Origin of the sequence: Algicola sagamiensis DSM 14643, assembly GCF_000374485.1 — a bacterium.
GTDB lineage: Bacteria > Pseudomonadota > Gammaproteobacteria > Enterobacterales > Alteromonadaceae > Algicola > Algicola sagamiensis.
Map to the genome: position 1 here is coordinate 429,245 of NZ_KB894492.1, position 21,528 is coordinate 450,772.

Consider the following 21,528-nt stretch of genomic DNA (forward strand, 5'->3'; position numbering starts at 1 on the left):
GATACAAAAATATGGATCCATTGCAACCATTTTGAATTTCGATTAGAGTCGACCCGAGTCATAAAAATTCATGAATCAACAAAATTTCAAACAAAAAAATAATTACTGGTTTCAATATCGACCTCCTGGTTTACGAATAAATCACACGAAGAGGTGAGTAAACCATCAGGCTGCGCTGGGGAGCACGCGCGTAGAATGCATAATCTCGCAAGCCAAGGAAGATATTGAATTTAACAACAGGGTGGTCTAAATGAGTCAATTCAAAACTGTGATCCTTGCACTATTCGTGCTGGGTCCATGGATGGCTTTTGCAAATCCGGGCGTTGTATTCGTCCATGGGACGGGAAATCCTAAAGCAGATAATGATGAATATTGGTACGATGACTTTGTTGCCAAAGTTACTCAAATAGAAGTTACAAAAGGAGGATATATTTCTTCGATTGCACCACTTTGTAACTTTGATAACTATATGTGGAAACAAGATGCTGTGGGTTGTGTAACAAGTGCAATGATGGCTTTTATTGAGTCAGAGAATATTACACGCCTCTATGTGATTACACACTCCAATGGTGGAAATGTGCTCCGTTGGATCCTTTCAAATCCAACCTATGACTCACGCTACCCAAAAATAATTCGTCGGATTAAAAACGTGACTGCAATTGCACCATCAAGCTTGGGAACAAAACTGGCAGATGATGCAATCGACGGGAATTTTTTCAAAAAAGCAATCGGCTGGGCTGTTGGTAATCGCAACAATGCAACTCGGATGCAACGTCGAGGTTCCATGCAATACCTAAATCGTGAATGGTTATATGGTACAAGTGGGCGTCCAAAGTTACCAGTTCCCTTTCGAGTGATTGTTGGTACTAATGTGAGTGCTACAAGCACTTGGTACTGCGGTGACAGCTGGACGGACATAGCGCTTGAAGGAGCACAGTACTTTATTGAAGAAAGTTGTTCAGATGGAGTCCTGAGTTGTTCTAGTCAAAAAGCCGCTGGTGAATTGTGGTTTGAGGACACAGAACGAGCAGATTGGAATTACCATCTTTCTCACGATCAAAGTCGTAGAGGTTGTTTTGGACTCGATAAAATCTTACGAGATGACGTACGGAAGGTGCTGCTATGAATAAGTTGAATACATGTGCGGCCTTGATTGCATTGGCACTTGTAGGGTGTGGTGGTAGCTCAGAAGTGCAGAATTTACCTCAATCGGTACAGGCTCAGCAAGAAAATACTGAGCAACAAGATACATCAACAGTGCCTGATAAGGATGTGCAAACACCAGTGGATCCAGAGACCCAGACAAATGGAACGATAGAGCCAAGTGGGACTGACTCTGGAGAAGGCGAAACTGGAAATGGTGAAACAACACCAGAGCCAACAACACCAGTAGACGGTGACGGCCTAGTTGATGGTGAAACGCCAGAACCACCAGTAGATGAAAATGATCAAGGTGTTGATGAAACAGTCCCGGGGACTGAGCCTGATGTATCGATCAACTACCCAGATAATGTTGCCAGCTTTAGTTATGCACTAACACAATCGATAGATTCCGCACCAGAAGAAAATAAGTCGACTTCTACTGGCTATTATGACGTCAAAACGGGATTGGAATTGAAAAAAGGGATCCGCCTGAACAAAGTCGACCCTGATGCTCAGGTCCGTATTGTCGTTGAAAAGCAAGCACCACAGGCATTGATGAGAACAGGTAGTAGTTATAGTTATGTTGCGCCATCTCCTGAACGATATGAAGTGAAGGACTTTGGGCTGAAAAAACAGTCTGGGAATGAAACAATATCAGTCTCGCAATTCATCAACAGGTCGAATGAAGAAGAGGTGGTCGAAAGCATACCAGGACATCATACTGCTGCTCTAAAACATGCTGAATCCATTGATATTCAAGATAATGATAGAGTATATATCAGTGTCGACGAACCAAATTCAGATATCTCACTTGATATCAGTTCACCAAAGCATGCCTATGTTTCAGGCGAAAAAATATATGTAAAAGCACGGATTGTGAATCAAGCGAAGATGTCTATGTCTCCTCAGTTATTTAAAGAGAACCACCCTTTAAAAGAAGTTGATGCCGAATTGATTTCACCAGTTGGGGACGTAATGGAAGTCACATTCCAGGTGAATGCAAATCATGAAATTGAGGGGGAAATTCCACTTCCGGAATATGTCTATTCGCCAAAAGATGGACTTTACGAACTGAAGATCAAGACAAAGGTTAATGCTGATTATCATATAGAAATGCAAGATGGTCAGAGGTCGCAAGTTGCGGATGTCGTCCAACGGCAAGGTAAGTTGTTATTTGCCTTAGCAAAGAAAACAGCACAGCTTCAGGGACAAGCGACGCTTCAAAATGTAGATGGTCACTGGCGTGCTGAAGTTCCTTTAGACGTTTTCGAACAAGGTCGCTTTGAAGTCTTGGTGACTTTATATGGTCAAAATGTCTCTGGTGAACAACCGATTATGATCACCCATAGTGCAGCTGACCTATTACAGGGTGAGCATGTGATGCCCGTTGCGTTTGATTCCACATTACTTCAGGCTTCTGGATTTAAGCCGCCATATCTGATTAAGCAGGTTATTTTAAAAGACCAAACCAATATGGCGAAGTTGGAAACGCGAGATTTGTAAGAGAATCCGTCATGAGATGGAATACGAAAGAGAGCGCCAAATGGTGCTCTCTTTCTTTGTATTCTTCGGCACGGTTTGTTAGCCTCTATCGGTTATTTATTTTCATAGAGACCGTATTGATGGGAAGAAGACTACTTGCGCTAGTAATACTGCTCCTTTCTCCGGTTGTCGGTGCTGTCCAATCATTGACGCTGGAGAGAATGTTTGAAGATCCTTCCTTGGAAGGAGAACCGCCACGAAAACTGGCCTTTTCCCCCGACGGTCAGCGGATCACTTACCTAAAACCAAGTCGTGAAGACTATAACCGTTACAACTTATGGCAGTATGATATCGATAAGGGCGTGCATAGCTTACTTGTCGATTCGAAAAGCTTGTTTGCTGGTGAAGAAACCCTGTCTGATGAAGAGAAAGCGCGTCGTGAGAGACAGCGGATTTTTGGTCGTGGGATTATGGAGTACAGTTGGACAAAACAATCAGATGCGTTGCTTTTTCCACTCAATGGGGACTTATACTACTATGCTCTCAAAACCCGCCAAGCAACAAAGTTAACGAATACGCTGGCCTTTGAAACAGATGCTCGGTTCTCGCCGGATGGGCGCTTTGTATCATTTATTCGTGAACAAAATATCTATATCGTCAATGTAGAAACTGGAAAGGAAACCCAACTGACCAATGATGGTAAGGGCACACTTAAAAATGGCATGGCTGAATTTGTTGCCCAAGAAGAAATGGGACGAATGACAGGGTATTGGTGGAGTCCGGATACCCGCAAAATTGCTTATCTGCAAATTGATGAATCGCCTGTTCAAGTTGCGACTAGAAATGAAATCTACGCAGAAGAAATCAAGCTATTTGAGCAGCGCTATCCATTCACAGGGACCGCTAATGTGAACTATCGTTTGATGGTGGTGGATATTTTCGATCAATCGAAAAAAATTGTGCCAGTTCGAGATAAAAAAGACAGTTATCTCGCTCGCGTAAAGTGGCAGCAGGATGGGGAAGTTCTGACTTACCAATGGCAGTCTCGAGATCAACAAAAACTGAAGTTGTTTGGCTACCACCTCAGTGACAATAAAGTCTCTCTGATCTTGGAAGAAAACTCAGACAGTTGGGTGAACCTGCATGATGATTATGTTTATTTGAAGGACAATAAGCACTTCATATGGGCGTCTGAGCGTGATGGATACAAGCACCTCTATTTTTATGAGAAATCAGGCCATCTGTTACGTCAACTCAGCAAAGGGCGCTGGGTCGTTGATAAAATTGAGCATATTGATGAGAAGCAGGGACTTGTTTATTTTACAGGTCGTAAAAAGTCGGTGACAGAGCGCCACCTATATCAATTGAATTACAAGACGGGTAATCGCATCAAGCAAATTACCAAACGTCCTGGGTATCACCAGATTTCTTTTGCGAAAGATGGCAGAACTTACATCGACAAATATTCTACGGATATGACGCCACCGCAGGTTAGTCTTCATTCAATTAACGGGAAGCGTTTGGCTTGGATGTTGCACAATGAAGTGAATAATCGACATCCGTTGTTTACTTATACAAAAGATTTTGTGAAGCCACGTTATGGTGAAATTGAAGCGAGTGATGGTCAAAAACTTCATTATCGTATTTATCAACCAAAACAAATCAAACCTGGCCAGTCCTTGCCTGTGATTATCAGTGTTTATGGTGGACCCCATGCACAGCGTGTTGTGAATCGTTGGAGCAAACGAAATTTATGGAATCAGTACTTAGTTCAACGTGGCTTTGTTGTATTCCAGCTGGATAACCGAGGCTCTTATCATCGCGGAAAAGCATTCGAATCACCGATCTATAAACACTTAGGTGAAGTTGAACTAAAAGACCAAATCAGAGGTGTAGACTATCTCAAGACACTACCGTTTGTAGACCCGGATCGTATTGGAATTTATGGTCACAGCTATGGGGGTTATATGGCTCTAATGGCGATGTTTAAAGCAAACAAAGTCTTTTCGGCGGGTGTTTCTGGTGCGCCTGTGACCGATTGGAGACTGTATGATACGCATTATACAGAACGTTACCTGGGTCACCCTGAAACAAATGCTCAGGGTTACGAAAAGAGCGCAGTTTTCCCTTATGCAAAGAAGCTCAAAGGAGACTTGCTGATTTATCATGGGATGGCTGATGATAATGTATTATTTACGCACTCAACGAAAGTTTTTAAGGTACTTCAAAATCGAGCTAAGCACTTTGAAATTATGACATATCCAGGAAGTAAGCATTCACTTCGGGGTAAAAAAGTACAATTACATATGTACAAAACGATTACGAACTTCTTTGAGCGTAAGTTACAAGATAAGTATTTGCTTCAGCTTGCAAAAGAACAGAATAAATCAATGTAGTTTCTTGTTTCGATTCATTCGTTTTTTCGTGACATGCCCCGTCATGGACGGGGCTGTTCTTCCTTCAATCATCTCTTCGTGAAGTTGTTTATTTATCAAAGAATGAATTCCATCTTTGCTCTGCAAGTTCATGATGCTTATCTTGTAGTTTTGCTTTAATGTCAGCAAAGTCACTTTTTTCCATGCCTTCGTGCCCGATGATTGCTTCAATTTGAGAGGCATCTTGCTTTCCATCTTCATCAAAGCGGATCAGATAGCTTGCTAACAATAATTCTTTACTACAATATGGCTGGACTGCATTGTAATCTTCTCCAACGACTTTCCCATCCTCATCGACGTTAAAGTACATTTCTCCCACACCGACATCAACAGAAGATTCAGTCGCAATATGTGTCATTTTAACCGTACTGCCATGCGCTGATTCTAAATCGAATTTACTTTCGTCATTGGATACCAGATCGTTCGAGACCGTCGCTAATCCATCATGATTTGGGACAATGATATCTAAATCTTCTGGCTGTCTGATCCCGCCATATAATTGTGCGGCAAGACTGCCAACAAGGATGTAAGGCAACTCTTCAAATTGCTGCTGAAAATGATTGAATGCAGCTTCTGCTTTTTCTGTCTTGCTCATTGGCAAATCAGCAGATGCATCAGAGACATTTGAGGTTGAATCATGATGTTGCAACTTCATCATCTGCATGAACTTGGCCTGCAATGCGTCTTCACGGCGATTATGGTTTTGATAGTCTGAGCCATGTTTCACCATCTTATCTTCATGACCATCGTCGGACTCTTGATAGGACTGGTAACCGAGATCATCTTCATCGACGATGGAATGCTGAGAAAAACTATGTTGATGTTGAATTGGTGAGTCCATACCATCAAAACTATCTTGATGCTGGATACCGTTGGTCGGTAATCCATTTGGCAAGTCGGCCAAATCGACACGAACATTTACATTTTGTTGATGCTGATGGTGCGGCTGTTGTATTGAATGTTGTGTGAAACTTGGTGACACTAACGGTGTTGTTGAAGCGCTACTCATTGGATACCCCCAAAACTATTTATTATTTGTTCTTAGAAAATCCATTGCAGACATTTTTAAAAGCTTATCGCCTGCATCTCATTCTTCAGTAACAACAAAACCTTGATTGTTTTTTCTGTATTTTTAATATGGTTTTATTCCGATAAATTGATTGAAAATTGATAATAAATAAGCAGTATTTTACAGAAGAAAAACTATTCAATTCTCGGATGTTTAGAATCTCATTCGAAGAAAATTGAATATTCCAAGTGATTTTGTTTGTTATTTGTTCGTTCTTTTTTATTGTATTTAAACTTTTCATAAAAAATAAATTTTTAAATAACAATGTTATAAGTTTAAAACTTCTTTCATTTGCGAGTTACTTATGGAAAAAGCATCAAAAATAAAAGCTGCTTTCTGTACGGAGATAAACAGCAAACAATAAGAATTTAAGGAGTATTTATGACTGTTCAAGACCATCCTATCAATCAATGGCTAATCGCTTTTGGCGAACAATCTGGGCAAGACTTTTCTTTGGACGAGCAAGGTCTATGCATATTAAAAACAAAACATGAAATGTATTTACAAATCTCCGTTGACCGAGAAGGGCAATATGGTTGGCTCAATATCCACTTGCATGATGTTCATGATGTATCTCGGAATAAAGTTTTGCAAAAAGCCTTAACGTTCAATTTATTTCAGTCTGATCTTCGTGGGGCAGCTATTGCGCTCAATGAAAATAAAACCGCATTATTCTTATCTCATGCTGTTTCTGTGAAGTCTTGTACAGAAAGTCTATTCGCTGAATTGGTTGAAACGATTGGAGATGCAGCGGCAAAACTTAAGCAAGAGCTTTCGCCAGGTCACACACTTGAACCTTCAGATCAGGCAGAAATAACCAGAGTAGAATCCCATGAAATGTTAGGTATGCTTCGCTGTTAATCTCTATCACTCTTTACCGTATAAGCAACGCCCTGTCAGGGCGTTGCTTATACAGAGTCGAAAGCTATTCCTATTGAGGACAGTCACCAGCGACTTCCCAGAATGGGATATTACCAACTGTTCTTTCTGGATTTGCCCCTAGGCTTGGCCAAAGCGCCTCATAAATCACACCATTGAGACTCACTTGAGCCCCGCGTCTATATAATTTATTTGGGTTCCATGTCATCGGACAGTTTTCAATAGCAGGTTGAGAAGGGCTCCCTTCACAGCCAATTTCTGCCAGATAATCGTAGGCTTTTTTCGTGTCGACTAGCCCAAAGCCGAATTGATGATCTTTACCGGGTTCACCAAGATCTTCCGCAGTTCTTTTTAAAGCCTCACGAATTTGATGGTTTGAGCACTCAGGGTAGTGGCTCCATACGAGTGCTGCGACTCCTGCAACATGTGGGCTGGCCATTGATGTGCCAGACATATAGCCATAATGGCCTGATTTCACTGTGACGCTGATCTGACCGGACATTTGCTCTTTTAAACGAATCCCATCTGCACGTGTAATGCTCATTGAAGGGATCGATAATCCATGATCAGGACCAAGTGTGCCATTGACGATACCATCATCCCCTTCTTTGTTGTAGATCACGGTGGCAAGACCACCGCCATCTTCACAATTTTTTGTTTTTTCAGCGAACGTTGCTTCACCGCGCTCGATGAGGCATACCTTTTCAGCAGCATCAGTACAAGCTGTTAAGCCAAGTCCGCAATCTACATATTCCGCTTCAACTTCGCCTTCTGGAGAGTATTCCATTGGAATAGAAGTCAGTGGGCGATCATCAATAGCCATCGATGCTTGAATGGATGTACCTTCAGGGTAGGTCGAAAAAATTGCGACACCTGGGGCAGCAAGTTCCACTTGATCATTGTACTGAGAAAAGTCCGCTTTGTTCTTCTCCGCATCAACAGCTGCAACAGAGACGACAGATGGATAGCTTGCAGGGTAGAGCTTGCTGTCATTACCACCGTTACCTGCGGCGGCTACGACGAGTACGCCTTTTTCATTTGCTCGCCTTGCAGAATAGGCGACTAACTTAGAAGGAAAGCCGCTTCCTAAACTCATATTGATGACATGAGAGCCATTATCTACACAGGTGTCGATCGCTGTCGCAAGTGTTGAAGAATAGCCCCAACCAGCGGCGTTAAATACTTTAATAATATGTAGTTTTACTTGGCCTCCGGGCAGAACCCCAACGACGCCTTTGTCATTATTGAGCGCTGCAATTGTCCCTGCGACATGCGTCCCGTGTGGCCCGCCATGTTGCCACCAGTTGCCTGTACCAGGATCATTGGTTCCAGTCACATTTGCATCGACAAAGTCTTCATGAGGAAGATCTAAGCCACTATCAATCACGCAGACCGTTCGGTTTGCTGAAGCGGTATCTGGTACTTCCATCGACTTCACCATTTTGATCCCATAAGGAACTTCTTGTGAGGATTGTGGATATACCTTGTAATCTTCTTCAATGAATTCAATATTCTTTTGTGAGCTGAGTAACTTCAGTTCGGATGCTTTCAGAGATGCTGTATAGGTATTTTCTTTATGATGGATGAGGGTTTTATTTTCACTGAAAAGAGAAAATGACTCAGCGGAAATTCCGGGCTTCATTTGGATAATATATCGCGTAGCTTTGTCGTGATCCTGGGCGAAGCTGGTCCCGGTTGCTAGTATCGTTGCAATAGAAAATGCAATGGGTTTGACAGTACTCATTTCTTCATCCTTCCTATTATTGGTTTTTATTATGCGAGGTAAGTGCTTCTGGCCAGACGACCGACAAACTTCCGAATGGTGAAGAAGTATTCAAAGTAAAAAATTCTATGTTTTAGATCAATCCTGCAATATAAAAATCATAATAAATATTGGTATTCTTGCGGATAAAAGGCCTTTTGGTTACGCGAAAAGTTGTATGGAAGTGAGCAATGTGCTTTTTTAAATACTTTGGTACATGTTTATTATATCAATAAGCAACATTTTCTTGGTTGGTTAATATGATCCGTGTAATTGGCTATGGCATCCCTCTGTTGATTATCTTACTTGGTGTAATGCTTTTTCTAGAGGGAGAAAACCCAACAAGCTTTATTTCAAGTGATTGGTTTTATTACATCTTAATTCTTTTACCAAGTCTTTATGTTGTTATCGCAACCATTTTATGCATCATCACGCGCCATCTTCCATTTCATCGTGCTCTTTTCTTTTTCTCTGCTTCGATTGCTCTGGGTTTCATTGCCATCTGGATGCACGACTCCATGGATGACGGCAGCTTAGCCTATGATGCTGATGATTATGAATTTTTGTTCGGAATTATTCTAATTCAATGCGCGTACGGGTATCGTGCTTTTTCACAGCATATGAACCCAAGCTTATTGGATGAGTATTTTGTGAGTATGCAACAGGCAAAACGTTCTGAAAAAGAGAATATTGGGCTAGGCAACTCATTGATTCAAGCTCTTGCTTATTATTTCCCTCTTCCGTTATTGCCATTGATGATTCTCTATCATTGCACTGTATATTTTGAATTCGATGCACTCTCGAAACAGGTCATTTTTACGATAAGTATCTTGATCGGCTGTATTTATCTGGCGTTTGGAGTATGGATAAACCAAAAGCTTAAAGGTAATGGTTTTTTTAAATATATTTTGATGTTGTTACTGGCTATGGGGATAAGTGCCGCTTTGAGTTGGCTCTTATTTGTAAAACTGAATTCTATGGAAACCACATTTCTTCTCGTGTGTATACAAATTCTTTTTGGCAATGACATGATCTACAAACAGTTATATCCTGGCCGTTGCTTTATTGACTGGGAACAGCTTGACCGAAATTGATGGTTGTGCATTGGATCCCATGGAAATTTGATAGTCGTGTAATAAATTCCATACTTTATAGTGATTTTTGTGCGAAGCGCTTTTGCTTAGGTTTCACAAAAATAATGATGGTTTTTATTTTTAAGTATTTGATTTTTAGTTCTATCTAATCTGATTTCAATCATATTGCAGCCACTCGGAAAACTTTTTGAATTGCTTCGTAAAACACACCATTTCCTCATTGTGCAGGGCAAAGAATTTTTGTCTGATAGATGATGTTTCTAATATCGGTTATTTCTCCCAAATAAAACCGAGTCATATCTATTGGAGGTACAATGAAACAATTAATACTGTTAGGTCTTGTTTGTGCTGGAATGAGCCAGGTGGCAGCGGCTGATGAGTATGTTGGACGATATATCTGTCATTCGGATGGTAAAATTCGTGCCAATGGTGCACCAAGTCCAGTTAATTCTCGACTAGAGCTTAAGTTGATGAAGGACCAAAATGGCTTGATGTATCTGACTCAAACCATGGGGCATGTCCTTGTGACGGATGATACGGATCATAATCCACTTGCTGACCGTTATGCGTACTATGGTTTGTTCCGTTTTGGACGGTTGGATGAAAACCCGGATTACAACCCGACGGTTTATCACGATCATCACCAATTTAAACCTTTTAATGCGATGACGACAAATGGTTTTGATGGTGGCGGCATGTGGGGATATTTTGTGATCCCGAAAAGTCTAGAAAGAGACACCAAAGCGCATTATATCTTCCAATCTGGCTCCCATATTGGTGGCACAATCGATTACGAATGCCGTCGACGTGGTATTTAATCATCACTGATTTCTAGCCTGATTTATCTTTTCCAACATTCCCCAGCCTGACTCGATAAAATTTTATCTGGTCAGGCTGCATTCCAAGCAGTTAGCCGTTAGAATAGCGCTCTTACTTTGTGACCGAAATCGGATCAAGGTCAGATCATTATTATTCAATTTTAATCAAAAATAGCAGGAGCACACTTCTATGAGAGCTGCATCGTTTTTTAGTCAATTACAGTCACAAATTGAGCAGGTAAAAGAAGACGGCTTGTATAAAAGCGAACGTGTGATTGTTTCTCAACAGCAGGCAGAAATTGAAGTTTCATCTGGTGAGCAGGTCATGAACTTCTGTGCAAATAATTACCTTGGCCTTGCAAATCACCCTGAGTTGATTAAAGCTGCACAGGATGGCCTGGATAAGCATGGTTTTGGTGTGGCTTCTGTTCGCTTTATCTGCGGCACTCAAGATATTCATAAAGAATTAGAAAAACGCATCAGTCATTTTCTTGGCATGGATGACACGATCCTTTATAGCTCATGCTTTGATGCGAATGGCGGACTTTTTGAAACATTACTTGGCCCAGAAGATGCTGTCGTGAGTGATGCCTTGAACCATGCAAGTATCATTGATGGCGTTCGTTTATGTAAAGCGAAGCGCTATCGTTATGCGAACAACGATATGCAGGATCTTGAGTCGCAGTTAAAACAAGCACGAGAAGATGGTGCAAAAACTGTCTTAATTGCGACAGATGGTGTGTTCTCTATGGATGGCGTCATAGCAGATTTAAAATCAGTCTGTGATCTTGCAGATAAATACGACGCATTGGTGATGGTTGATGACAGTCACGCTGTTGGCTTTGTCGGTGAAAATGGCAGAGGTACCCATGAGTACTGTGAAGTGATGGATCGCGTTGACATTATTACTGGTACACTGGGTAAAGCACTGGGCGGTGCTTCTGGCGGTTATACTTCTGCGCGTAAAGAAATCGTCGAATGGCTTCGTCAACGCTCACGCCCTTATCTATTTTCTAACTCTCTTGCACCATCCATTGCAGCTGCGTCCATTCGTGTGTTAGAAATGTTGGAGCAAGGACAAGATCTGCGTGAAAAACTCAAAGCAAACAGCCGCTACTTCCGTGAAAGAATGGAAGCTACAGGATTTGAATGTGCAGGTAAAGATCATGCTATTATTCCGGTCATGCTTGGGGATGCTAAAGTTGCTTCTGAAATGGCAGATCGACTTTTAGCAAAAGGGATCTACGTGATTGGGTTTTCTTTCCCAGTCGTTCCAAAAGGAAAAGCTCGTATTCGTACTCAAATGTCCGCAGGACATACGAAAGCGCAGTTGGACTGCGCGATTGATGCGTTCATCGACATCGGTAAAGAGATGAATCTCATCAAGTAATAATATTAAATTTGAAGGGGGGCTTCATGTGAAGTCCCAAGTTGTTTCAAAAGATAAGATTGTATAACAGGCAAAATGAATGAAAGCACTCGCTAAGTTGAAGTCTGAAAAAGGGATCTGGATGACAGATGTGCCAAAGCCAGAACTTGGGCACAATGATTTAATGATCCGGATCAGAAAGACAGCAATTTGTGGCACGGATGTCCATATCTACAACTGGGATGAATGGTCACAAAAGACAATTCCGGTCCCCATGGTCGTTGGCCATGAATATGTTGGTGAAGTCGTTGGTATCGGCCAGGAAGTGCGAGGTTTTAGCTTAGGCGATCGTGTATCCGGAGAAGGCCATATCACTTGTGGACATTGTCGTAACTGTCGTGCCGGGCGTGTTCATTTGTGCCGAAATACAATTGGTGTTGGCGTCAACCGCGAAGGTGCGTTTGCGGAATATCTTGTGATCCCTGCGTATAACGCATTTAAAATTCCAGACAATATTTCTGACGATCTCGCGTCTATCTTCGATCCATTCGGGAATGCTGTGCACACCGCACTTTCTTTTGATTTGGTGGGCGAAGATGTTCTAATTACAGGTGCAGGTCCGATTGGGATCATGGCCGCAGCAGTTGCCAAACATGTCGGTGCAAGAAATGTTGTGATCACAGATATCAATGAATATCGTTTGGACTTGGCACGTAAAATGGGTGCAACACGGGCGGTCAATGTCTCAAAGGATAAACTCTCCGATGTGATGGAAGAGCTAGGGATGACAGAAGGTTTTGATGTTGGCCTGGAAATGTCTGGTGTACCAGCAGCGTTTCAAGACATGCTCAATCAGCTCAATCATGGTGGTAAAGTCGCACTGCTGGGTATCCCACCATCGGATATGACGATTGATTGGAACCAGGTTATTTTCAAAGGTCTAATCATTAAAGGGATCTACGGGCGGGAAATGTTCGAAACTTGGTATAAGATGGCAAGTCTGATCCAATCTGGCTTGGATCTGACACCGATGATCACCCACCATTTCCCGGTGGATGAGTTCCAAAAAGGGTTTGATATCATGTGCTCCGGCCAATCCGGAAAAGTCATATTAGATTGGAGTAAAATTACTGATGCAGTTTAAACATATCAGTGTTGCAGATACCGCTGCGCGCTATGCATCGGACGAAGTGGTCATTGCGGATATCCGCGATGACCAATCCTATGCAGCAGGACATATCGAAGGCTCTTTCCATTTATCGAATGGTACAATCCATCAATTCATGCAACATCATGACTTCGAACAACCTGTTGTTGTTGTTTGTTATCATGGTGTCAGTAGCCAAGGCGCAGCGCAATATCTACTTGAACAAGGATTTGAAGAGGTCTATAGCATGGATGGCGGCTTTGAAGCATGGCGAAAAGAGCAGCCATTTGCATCTGAAAAATAAAAGTGCGGACAAGCACCTTCCTGTCTTTGCTTCATGAAGAGTTGGATTATTTCTTCACCAAGATCCAAGCTTTGACATAATCCGGTAAATGCTTGTTCGCTTCGTAATATTCGTCCCAGTTTGCGTAATAACCACTGAGATAATCAATTTGATACAGGTTATCTTCAAATGCGCCACCTGTATCTGCCATCACGACTAGTTCTCGTTTTGTTTGTTGTCCTAGTTTGTATTCCAACAGCATCACTTTCCCCAATCCTAATTGATACACATCACCAGCGATGGTGACTTGGGGAATGATGTTCACTTTTATCCCTGCGTCTTTTCCGTAGCCTTGAATATGGGAGACTTCACGGAAATACCAATAGCGCTCCTGTTGCTCTGGTTTGATGGTCCGATCATAAGCGATGTTATTGTTTCGATGTACATTAAAGATCCGATTTCGCTGATTGAGTGTTGCTACTGCGGTTCCCTGTAAAAGTGCGGCTTCCAAATCTGAGCGATTCACCCAAACGAGTGCAGGAGCCAATTTTTGCTGGTGGAGAAACCCTGAAAGGATCTTTTGTTTGCCGTAGCGATAGCGCGTTAGTGTTGGTTGTAAACTTGCTTCTTGTATAGACAAACTGGTTTCGTCAAAAGGAAGGCCATACAGAGCAAAAGAATGACTCTGGCTTGCTTGGAGCTGAGCATTAATTTTTCGCACATAATATTTTGTCATAAGTAACTTGTCTTGGGGGAGTCTCTGTAACAGGGGCTTTTTCTCCGCGAATGACTGTGCATGTTGTTTGTCAGGTAACCAGCGCAATGCTCTGAAATTTTGATCAACAGAACCGCTTAATTTTGGCTGGCAAACTGAGTGTAGTGTTGCTTTTGTGTCTTCAAGCGAGACGCCATAACTGTTGAGAAGTCGTGAATGGATCGCTTTTGGATCATACTTTTGTCCTTGGTTGAGATATTTGAGCGTACTTTTTGCAACGAGACAAAGCTGATCTAAGTTTTTTGTTGGGATTTGGAAAGACAGCTTGTCTTTCTGAAAAGTTGGTTTTGCATATCCAGTCTGTATAGACAAAAGAAAACACGAAATGAATAAATTAATAGAGCGCATAAGAGATTGAGGCGTTATTGGATGTTGGCTTTATGAAATCAGATTTTTGAAGAAAAGTCGAAAAGAAATGGCGCACCCGGAGGGATTTGAACCCCCGACACCAGCCTCCGGAGGGCTGTGCTCTATCCAGCTGAGCTACGGGTGCGCAAAGAGGACCTATGATAAGCGGTAAAGGTTGATGAGTCTAGTCCCTGATGTTTGGATGCTTTCTTTTTCATCAGATTGATTTCTATCTATACAATATGAGTAAGGAAGAAAAATAGAAGAGGTGTTAAGCGTTGAGCACAGAAAATCAAGAGTCTGTACTAGATGTATAGGAAAAGTTCTGGTAATTTTACGACCTTTTTCTTATTTATGAATGAAATCGTCTGTGGCTTTGAGGGCATTGTTGTTTAAACATGAGTATGTATGAGTTTCTTTACATCATTGATTTAATTGGGGTTGCCGTATTTGCAATCTCAGGTACTTTGATGGCGCAACGTAAAAACATGGATGGGGTTGGTGTAATTGTTCTTGCCAGTGTCACGGGAATTGGTGGCGGAACAATCCGGGATATGATCTTGGATCAGAAAGTATTTTGGGTCAATGATACGACTTATTTAACAGTGATTATCTGCGCTGCGATCCTCACAATCTTATGGATCAGAAATGAAAGACGAAAGATCTCAGAGCGTTGGCTTCTCTTAGCCGATGCAATTGGGCTCTCATTTTTCGTTGTGCTTGGGGCTGAAAAAGCACTAAACCTGGGAGAAAGCGCGTATATTGCTGTGGTAATGGGAACAATGACTGGCTGTTTTGGTGGGATGATCCGAGATGCGCTATGTCAGGAAACACCACTCATTTTCCGTGGTCAACTCTATGCGATTCCATGTATCTTTGGAGCGCTTGTTTACACACAAGCGATTGCCCAAAATCAGCCAGATATGATCGCGATAGTTTGCGGTGTGCTGTCGACATTAATTTTTCGGATCTCAGCGATCTATTGGGATATCACGATCCCGGTATTTAAAAATATTGATAAGTCATAACCAAGTGGCAAACCAGCCAACTTGGTCTTCGATCATTTATAAACTTCTAAAGTAGTGATTATGGTGCCTATTCATACCATGGATACTCTTATGACCATCTGCGATATAGGTGCTACCATCTACTCTTACTACTTCGAAAACTTCCCACCAAATACTGTGGGGCTTCTCGGGATGTGGAACATAACCTGAGGGACAAAATTGCTGAATGAGTTGATAAGTTGACTCAGGAATACGGAACTTATCAAAATATCCTCCTCTTGCGACACGTTTTACACCCCAACTGCCCTGAACTTCAACATCTTGGGAGTTTGTATCATAGGCCCAATCCCAGTGGCTGCCATCTGGAAGGGCGCAGTACACAAATGTATTTGTCGTTGCTGCTTGTGCTTGAAATGTAAATAAGATGAGGGGGAGTAAAGAGAGACGGAACATTGTAATACCTGCCATATTGTTTTTTCATGATTTTTTATTGTTTTGAATTGAGTTGTGCAAGGTCTGACTCTAGAGTGTTGACTTTGAGTTCAAGTGTTTTAATGGACTCTAGTAACACGGGGATCAAACCTCGATAATCAACACGTAAATACCCATCGGGATCGGTCTGGACAAGCTGAGGAAAAACGGTTTGAACATCCTGTGCTACCAAACCATACTCGCTACGTAATGTATCTCTCCATTGATACGAGACACCATTGAGTGCTTTTAACTGATCTAAGCTGCCACTGAGAGGTTGAATGTTTGTTTTTAAGCGACGGTCGCTTTGCCAGGGATGGAAATTTTCAAATGTAGTCCGATATCCTAAAGTGATATGGGACTGTCCATTCGGTTCAACAGCATTAAAAACATACCAAGTAGATGAGCCTTCAATTGCCGGTTGTGGTAATAAAGACTCTGGGCAATTTTCAGAAAAATGTTGATATTGTGATTGAGGGATATTGATCGAAAAGAAATACTCGTTTGAAGAGATATATTGTTTTAATTTACGGCCTTCCACTGAGATCCGAGACTGATCATTGAGTAACCATTGCCACTGTGAACCATCTGTATTCGCACAGATAACTTCTATGGTGTCTGCACCTGCTGGCTGGACCATGAAAAATGGGAGCAAAATTAAACCACGATACTTCATGGGGAATATGACCTTATTGTTTATGAAGATATTATCAGATTAAAAAATGAATTATTTTTGGAAAAAAGACACTATATATTGATCTAGATCAATATCAATAATCATAAAGTACCATAATAAAGTGAATTTTTACTGAATTGATCAAGGTGATCAGTTTAGAGTCTTGTGAAATCTCGATGGGATATTCATGATATCTTGGATAAAGTGGATCAGATGATCTACGCGTATATTTGATTATTCGAATTGCTCGATTTGATAATTGTTTCATAGAGCCGCAACATTTGCTTAGCTCCTTTCGTGTAAATTCTGAGATTTTGGTCAGTGCAATAATCAGCTTTGCTGAGGTTCTCTTGTCGAATTTAAACAGCCATTCTCTGCTCCCTTTGGATTGGCAGAACACATATTTTGTCTTTTCTTCCAACATGCAAAAGGATGAAAGCGATAATTTTTATGTGTCACTACAATGGGTTATTTTTTAATGTTTAATAAATGTAAATAAAAGGTTGATTTCTGCTTCGGGTTTCGGTTAAATTATCTTCAGAATAATTGTATATATCAGGTGAAACAATGAAACAGTTCATTATTCCTGGACTGGTCCTGACTGCGCTATACCATACTTTTTTTGCATCAGCATCGGGTATTCAAAGCGGGCCAACGTCCTATGTTAAAGCAAGGGTGAATACTTTTGCCAGTGGTTCTGAGGTGAGTATCGTTGGCGTTTGGGAAGTTCCTGGAAAGCCCATGCAATGTGAAGCATATGCACCATTAGAGAAAGTGAAAAAAACTTGCCAATCTGGGAAATGTGATATCACAGAAATTAGCTGTTTACAGGAGCTGCCAAAGCAGTATAAGCAAATGTTCCAGCAAAAGCAGATGTCGAGTCACTATCTGTTTGGTGAGAGTCGACACGCCCGATTTGTTGGTACAGCATGGGGATTAACTAAATCACAATCTCGCTATATGTGTACACAAGTGGAATCTCTATTTGGTCTGCGTGAAATGACCGATACACTATGTATTTAGTGAATGCTGTATCGTGTTTAGTGAACACTACATCGCTTGAATCAATGTGTCACTTTATTCTTTCGTCTCTCACAACCTAACTTTTTAAGTTGGTATTTACAAGAGAGCATGGACGCGCTCATATAGTGCAGGAAGCACTTCTTTTTCAAACCAAGAGTTTTTCTTCAACCAAATATTATTTCTCGGTGACGGATGGGGGAGAGGGAAATACTTTGGTCCAGCTCTTTTCCATTGCTTTACATTTTCTGTAAGTGTCCTTGCTGGAGACTCAAGGTAACGTTTCTGTGCATATTGGCCGACTAATAAGCAAAGCTCGACATGGGGAAGATACTCGAGTAAGCATTCATGCCAAGTTGTTGCGCACAGTGGAGGTGGCGGGAGATCGCCGCTTTTCCCTGTCCCTGAGTAGCAAAAAGCCATTGGCATGATGGCTATATTTTCTTTATCGTAAAAAATATCTCGCGATATCCCCATCCATTGTCGCAATCGATCACCGCTTGGATCATTCCAGGGAATTGAAGATTGATGAACACGAATACCAGGAGCTTGCCCGATAATTAATATCTTAGCTGTTGAATGGACTTGAAGAACTGGGTTGGGGCCAAGAGGAAGAGATACGCAACGATGGCATTGACGTATCTCTTTTAATAGATTTTCTAGACTCACGGTGCATCGTTGGCTAGCATAGATGCTTCTTTGTAGTCCTCAATCAAATCAAGGTAATTATCTGTTGACCAGCCACGGCTTGCAGCTTCTGTCACAGCCTGATTCAAGAAAACAGAACCTTTGTCTGCCATGCCAATCTCAGAATAGGCAATGCCTAGTGTTGACAGAAGAATTGGACTGTTTTTATCCAATGTTCTTGCTTGCTCTGCATACTGAATTGCTTTCTTTGGATTTCTGATTTGAGGATCATTACTCATGACCAGTAATTGTGCGTATTGAGTGATCGCTGGCATATAGCCCTGAACTGCAGAGTCTTTTAATAAACGCGCAGCTTCTTTCGGGTTGTATTCGATATTCTCAATATTTAACAACTCCATGGCGAGTTCATATGCAGCACGTTGGTGAAGTTTGTTTGCCGCATAAGTAAGCCAAGTATAAGCCTTGTTACGGTCTGGTTCACAAATATCCCCATGATTCAAACATTGCGCAATACGGTACTGTGAATTGGTGTGACCAGCTTTTGCTGATGTTAGGTAGTTTTTGACCGCTTCTTCCATATTACGTCGATCAGCGATTTGAAACTCTTGTAGCAAAGCATATTCAAAACGCGCTGCATCGTTGCCTTTTTTCGCTTTTCGTTTGAGTGAGGCGATATGTTTGTTACGAGCAGTTTTAACTTTAGCTTTTGCTGTACCGTCTTTCGGTTGAAGTGTAAATTTTTCAACAACGCCACTAATGCGGATTGGCTCACCATAAACATTTTGTTCTGTCTTGTAGCGCCATTGCTTTAAAGCAGATAGAACACGTTGATCGATCAGCCCCTTCGGAAAAGAAGATAGAACATCAGGGTTCTCAACTTCACCGTTTTCATTGATGTCAAAGCGTACAATTGACCATGCACCTTGCTGAGAAACATTTTTAATCGTTGAATAATCAGGGTTTACTGTTTTGGTTGGTTTGCGCGCTTCATGAGAAATGGCTTCGTCAGACTTTGCAAGCGGAAATAGTGAGCTTTCGATCGCGCCCTTTCCGTACATCTGGTTGAGAACTTTTAGCAAAGATTTTACTTCACGGCGAGAAGGAACATTTGCTCTTAACTCCAGATACTTCGCACGCGCATCTGGGTGCTTGTTTTCATGCGCAAGCATATACCAAGCCAGTGCTTTGTTCATGTTGGCTTCTGTACCTAAGCCCTGCTCATGCATTTGCGCAATCTTGAATTGAGCTTCAACATTTCCGAAGCGAGCCAAAGACTTAAGCTCAACCATTGCTTTCTCATACTTCCCTTCATTGAGCCATTGGTCGACCGTGTCTAAGTCCGCAGACGCGACAAAAGAAGCCAAACTCAAAGAAAAGCCTAATAACAAACTCTTAATTCTCATTACGCCTCGCCTAGCTTTAGGTTTTTACTGCGTAAAATGTAACATTATTGAATAGATTGTAAAACAGTAAAATTAGGAAAATTTTTTATATACATACTTATGTATTAGAACATTTTGGGAAGAGCATCCACTTTTGAACACTCTTCAACCAGTTTCTTACTTATTTGACCTTAAAATAACCGATTCAATCCATTTAATGCAGCCACACGATATGCCTCTGCCATTGTTGGATAATTGAAAGTCGTGTTCACAAAGTACTCAATGTTATTTGCAGGCCCCTTTTGTTGCATAATCGCTTGCCCGATATGAATGATCTCTGACGATCGCTCACCAAAGCAATGGATCCCTAAGATCTCTTTTGTTTCACGATGGAATAATATTTTGAGGCTTCCAACGCGACCTCCAGCGATTTGTGCACGCGCTAGGTGCTTGAACTGGGCGCGACCAACTTCGTACGGTACCTTCGCTTCTGTGAGCTCCTGCTCTGTTTTACCAACGGAGCTGATCTCCGGGATCGTGTAGATCCCTGTTGGGATATCTTTGATCAACTTTGAGTCATCTGCATCTTGCAAGATTGAATTTGCAGCAATTCTTCCTTGATCAAATGCAGCACTTGCAAGGCTGGGGTATCCCACAACGTCTCCAATGGCATAAATATTGGCGACATCTGTTTGGTATTGTTCGTTTACTTTCACCAAGCCACGGCCATCTGGCTTGATTCCAATTGCTTCTAGGTTGAGACGATCAGTATTCCCTGTCCTTCCATTTGCAAACAATAAGCAATCTGCTTTCATTTTCTTCCCTGATTGCATATGCAGGACAACGCCATCTTCTGTTGGCTCGATTTTTTCGAACATCTCGTTATGACGGATCAAAACACCACTGTTCCAAAAGTGATAACTAAGCGAGTCAGAAATCTCTGCATCGAGGAAGGAAAGAAGACGCTCACGGGTATTAATCAAGTCTACTTTGACACTGAGTCCACGAAAAATGGATGCATATTCACAACCGATGACCCCTGCACCATAGATGATAATGCTTCGTGGTGTATGTTTGAGCTGTAAAATGGTGTCACTGTCATAAATGCGCGGGTGAGAAAAATCGACATTCGATGGACGATATGGACGTGAGCCTGTTGCAATCACAATGTTTTCTGCGGTGATTTCTTCGGTTGCGCCATCTGGGTAGCTGACCTTGATGCGGTTTGCATCTACGAATGACGCTTCGCCATGATAAATTTTCACGGCATTTCGGTCATAGAAACTCGTTCTGAGAGAGACCTGTTTTCCAATGACCGATTGTGTATGCCGAAGGATTTCAGTGAATGAAAGCTTGGGCTTTTTCTCACCAAAATTAAACAAAGGGTTTGTCTTCAGCTCGATAAGACGGCTGACGGATTGGCGTAATGCCTTGGATGGAATCGTCCCCCAGTGTGTGCAGCCCCCTCCGACCGAACAATGACGCTCGATAACGGCAACACGCTTATTACTTTTGGCGAGGTTCATTGCGGCACCTTCGCCACCCGGGCCGGTTCCAATAATGATCGTGTCGAAGTCGAAAGATTGAACTGCTGGTTTGGTGGGTTTTTTTGCTCTTTTCGTGTTTGCCACGACCTAACCTCAAATTGATAGCTTCTTATGGATTTACATAAGATTATACATTGTACAATGAGGTTAGGTCAGTTCTTTTTCTTAATTGT

The 21,528-nt window shown here is 41.8% G+C and carries 19 protein-coding genes and 1 tRNA gene; 11 read left to right on the forward strand and 9 right to left on the reverse strand.

Annotated features, from left to right (window positions below):
• The first annotated feature begins 250 nt into the window (after positions 1–250).
• From C505_RS0105625 to C505_RS21550, 3 genes are all read left to right on the forward strand, one after another.
• Positions 251–1,126: a hypothetical protein gene (locus tag C505_RS0105625; RefSeq protein ID WP_018691616.1), complete on the forward strand. Its 876-nt coding sequence runs from the start codon at positions 251–253 to the stop codon at positions 1,124–1,126.
• Positions 1,123–2,646 (forward strand): DUF4785 family immunoglobulin-like domain-containing protein, encoded by a 1,524-nt coding sequence (locus tag C505_RS0105630; RefSeq protein ID WP_018691617.1) that lies wholly within the window; start codon positions 1,123–1,125, stop codon positions 2,644–2,646. Before C505_RS0105625 ends, C505_RS0105630 begins: the two co-directional genes overlap by 4 nt.
• Before the next feature lie 119 nt (positions 2,647–2,765).
• A complete protein-coding gene (locus tag C505_RS21550) occupies positions 2,766–5,021 on the forward strand; it encodes a S9 family peptidase (protein WP_051090581.1) in 2,256 nt (751 codons plus the stop codon).
• A gap of 88 nt (positions 5,022–5,109) precedes the next feature.
• Here the strand turns inward: C505_RS21550 and C505_RS0105640 are convergent, their stop codons facing one another.
• Positions 5,110–6,069, reverse strand: a complete 960-nt coding sequence (locus C505_RS0105640; protein ID WP_018691619.1) for a hypothetical protein — start codon at positions 6,067–6,069, stop codon at positions 5,110–5,112.
• Positions 6,070–6,510: 441 nt separating this feature from the next.
• On the opposite strand from C505_RS0105640, the gene C505_RS0105645 reads away from it, so the two are divergent.
• Entirely contained in the window at positions 6,511–6,990 is a 480-nt protein-coding gene (locus C505_RS0105645) for a CesT family type III secretion system chaperone (protein WP_018691620.1), read from the forward strand.
• A gap of 70 nt (positions 6,991–7,060) precedes the next feature.
• Here the strand turns inward: C505_RS0105645 and C505_RS21555 are convergent, their stop codons facing one another.
• Positions 7,061–8,752 carry a S8 family serine peptidase gene (locus C505_RS21555; RefSeq protein WP_018691621.1) on the reverse strand — a complete coding sequence of 564 codons (1,692 nt, stop codon included), beginning with the start codon at positions 8,750–8,752 and terminating at the stop codon, positions 7,061–7,063.
• A gap of 269 nt (positions 8,753–9,021) precedes the next feature.
• Here C505_RS21555 and C505_RS0105655 point away from each other — a divergent pair, with 269 nt between their 5' ends.
• The 5 genes from C505_RS0105655 to glpE all read left to right on the forward strand — a co-directional run bounded on the left by C505_RS0105655 (position 9,022) and on the right by glpE (position 13,502).
• The gene (locus C505_RS0105655) at positions 9,022–9,864 is read left to right on the forward strand and encodes a hypothetical protein (protein WP_157368828.1); all 843 of its coding nucleotides are present in this window, start codon (positions 9,022–9,024) and stop codon (positions 9,862–9,864) included.
• Positions 9,865–10,178: 314 nt separating this feature from the next.
• Complete coding sequence (locus C505_RS0105660; RefSeq protein ID WP_018691623.1) at positions 10,179–10,682, forward strand: hypothetical protein; 504 nt, start codon at positions 10,179–10,181, stop codon at positions 10,680–10,682.
• Positions 10,683–10,872: 190 nt separating this feature from the next.
• Positions 10,873–12,072: a glycine C-acetyltransferase gene (locus C505_RS0105665; RefSeq protein WP_018691624.1), complete on the forward strand. Its 1,200-nt coding sequence runs from the start codon at positions 10,873–10,875 to the stop codon at positions 12,070–12,072.
• Positions 12,073–12,151: 79 nt separating this feature from the next.
• Positions 12,152–13,195 (forward strand): L-threonine 3-dehydrogenase, encoded by a 1,044-nt coding sequence (gene tdh, locus C505_RS0105670; protein ID WP_018691625.1) that lies wholly within the window; start codon positions 12,152–12,154, stop codon positions 13,193–13,195.
• Positions 13,185–13,502, forward strand: a complete 318-nt coding sequence (gene glpE / locus C505_RS0105675; protein ID WP_018691626.1) for a thiosulfate sulfurtransferase GlpE — start codon at positions 13,185–13,187, stop codon at positions 13,500–13,502. Before tdh ends, glpE begins: the two co-directional genes overlap by 11 nt.
• A gap of 46 nt (positions 13,503–13,548) precedes the next feature.
• On the opposite strand, the gene C505_RS0105680 is transcribed toward glpE, so the two are convergent.
• Together C505_RS0105680 and C505_RS0105685 are read right to left on the reverse strand one after the other, a co-directional pair.
• Positions 13,549–14,568, reverse strand: coding sequence for a hypothetical protein (locus tag C505_RS0105680; protein ID WP_157368830.1), 1,020 nt, complete (start codon positions 14,566–14,568; stop codon positions 13,549–13,551).
• 104 nt (positions 14,569–14,672) lie between these two features.
• Positions 14,673–14,749: transfer RNA gene (locus C505_RS0105685), tRNA-Arg, on the reverse strand.
• 259 nt (positions 14,750–15,008) lie between these two features.
• Between C505_RS0105685 and C505_RS0105690 the strand changes: the two genes are divergently transcribed.
• Positions 15,009–15,632 (forward strand): trimeric intracellular cation channel family protein, encoded by a 624-nt coding sequence (locus C505_RS0105690; protein ID WP_018691628.1) that lies wholly within the window; start codon positions 15,009–15,011, stop codon positions 15,630–15,632.
• A gap of 36 nt (positions 15,633–15,668) precedes the next feature.
• On the opposite strand, the gene C505_RS0105695 is transcribed toward C505_RS0105690, so the two are convergent.
• Both C505_RS0105695 and C505_RS23495 read right to left on the reverse strand, forming a co-directional pair.
• Positions 15,669–16,079, reverse strand: a complete 411-nt coding sequence (locus C505_RS0105695; RefSeq protein ID WP_018691629.1) for a hypothetical protein — start codon at positions 16,077–16,079, stop codon at positions 15,669–15,671.
• Between the two features lie 19 nt (positions 16,080–16,098).
• On the reverse strand, positions 16,099–16,758 hold the full coding sequence (locus tag C505_RS23495) for a tail fiber domain-containing protein (protein WP_018691630.1): 660 nt from the start codon (positions 16,756–16,758) through the stop codon (positions 16,099–16,101).
• Between the two features lie 567 nt (positions 16,759–17,325).
• Between C505_RS23495 and C505_RS0105710 the strand changes: the two genes are divergently transcribed.
• The gene (locus C505_RS0105710; RefSeq protein WP_018691632.1) at positions 17,326–17,781 is read left to right on the forward strand and encodes a hypothetical protein; all 456 of its coding nucleotides are present in this window, start codon (positions 17,326–17,328) and stop codon (positions 17,779–17,781) included.
• A 96-nt stretch (positions 17,782–17,877) separates the two neighbouring features.
• Here the strand turns inward: C505_RS0105710 and C505_RS0105715 are convergent, their stop codons facing one another.
• From C505_RS0105715 to sthA, 3 genes are all read right to left on the reverse strand, one after another.
• Positions 17,878–18,447 carry a uracil-DNA glycosylase family protein gene (locus tag C505_RS0105715; protein ID WP_018691633.1) on the reverse strand — a complete coding sequence of 190 codons (570 nt, stop codon included), beginning with the start codon at positions 18,445–18,447 and terminating at the stop codon, positions 17,878–17,880.
• The gene (locus C505_RS0105720) at positions 18,444–19,829 is read right to left on the reverse strand and encodes an energy transducer TonB (protein ID WP_083938275.1); all 1,386 of its coding nucleotides are present in this window, start codon (positions 19,827–19,829) and stop codon (positions 18,444–18,446) included. The genes C505_RS0105715 and C505_RS0105720 overlap by 4 nt, the downstream gene beginning before the upstream one ends.
• A 170-nt stretch (positions 19,830–19,999) precedes the next feature.
• Positions 20,000–21,439 (reverse strand): Si-specific NAD(P)(+) transhydrogenase, encoded by a 1,440-nt coding sequence (gene sthA, locus C505_RS0105725; protein ID WP_018691635.1) that lies wholly within the window; start codon positions 21,437–21,439, stop codon positions 20,000–20,002.
• Positions 21,440–21,528: the final 89 nt, after the last annotated feature.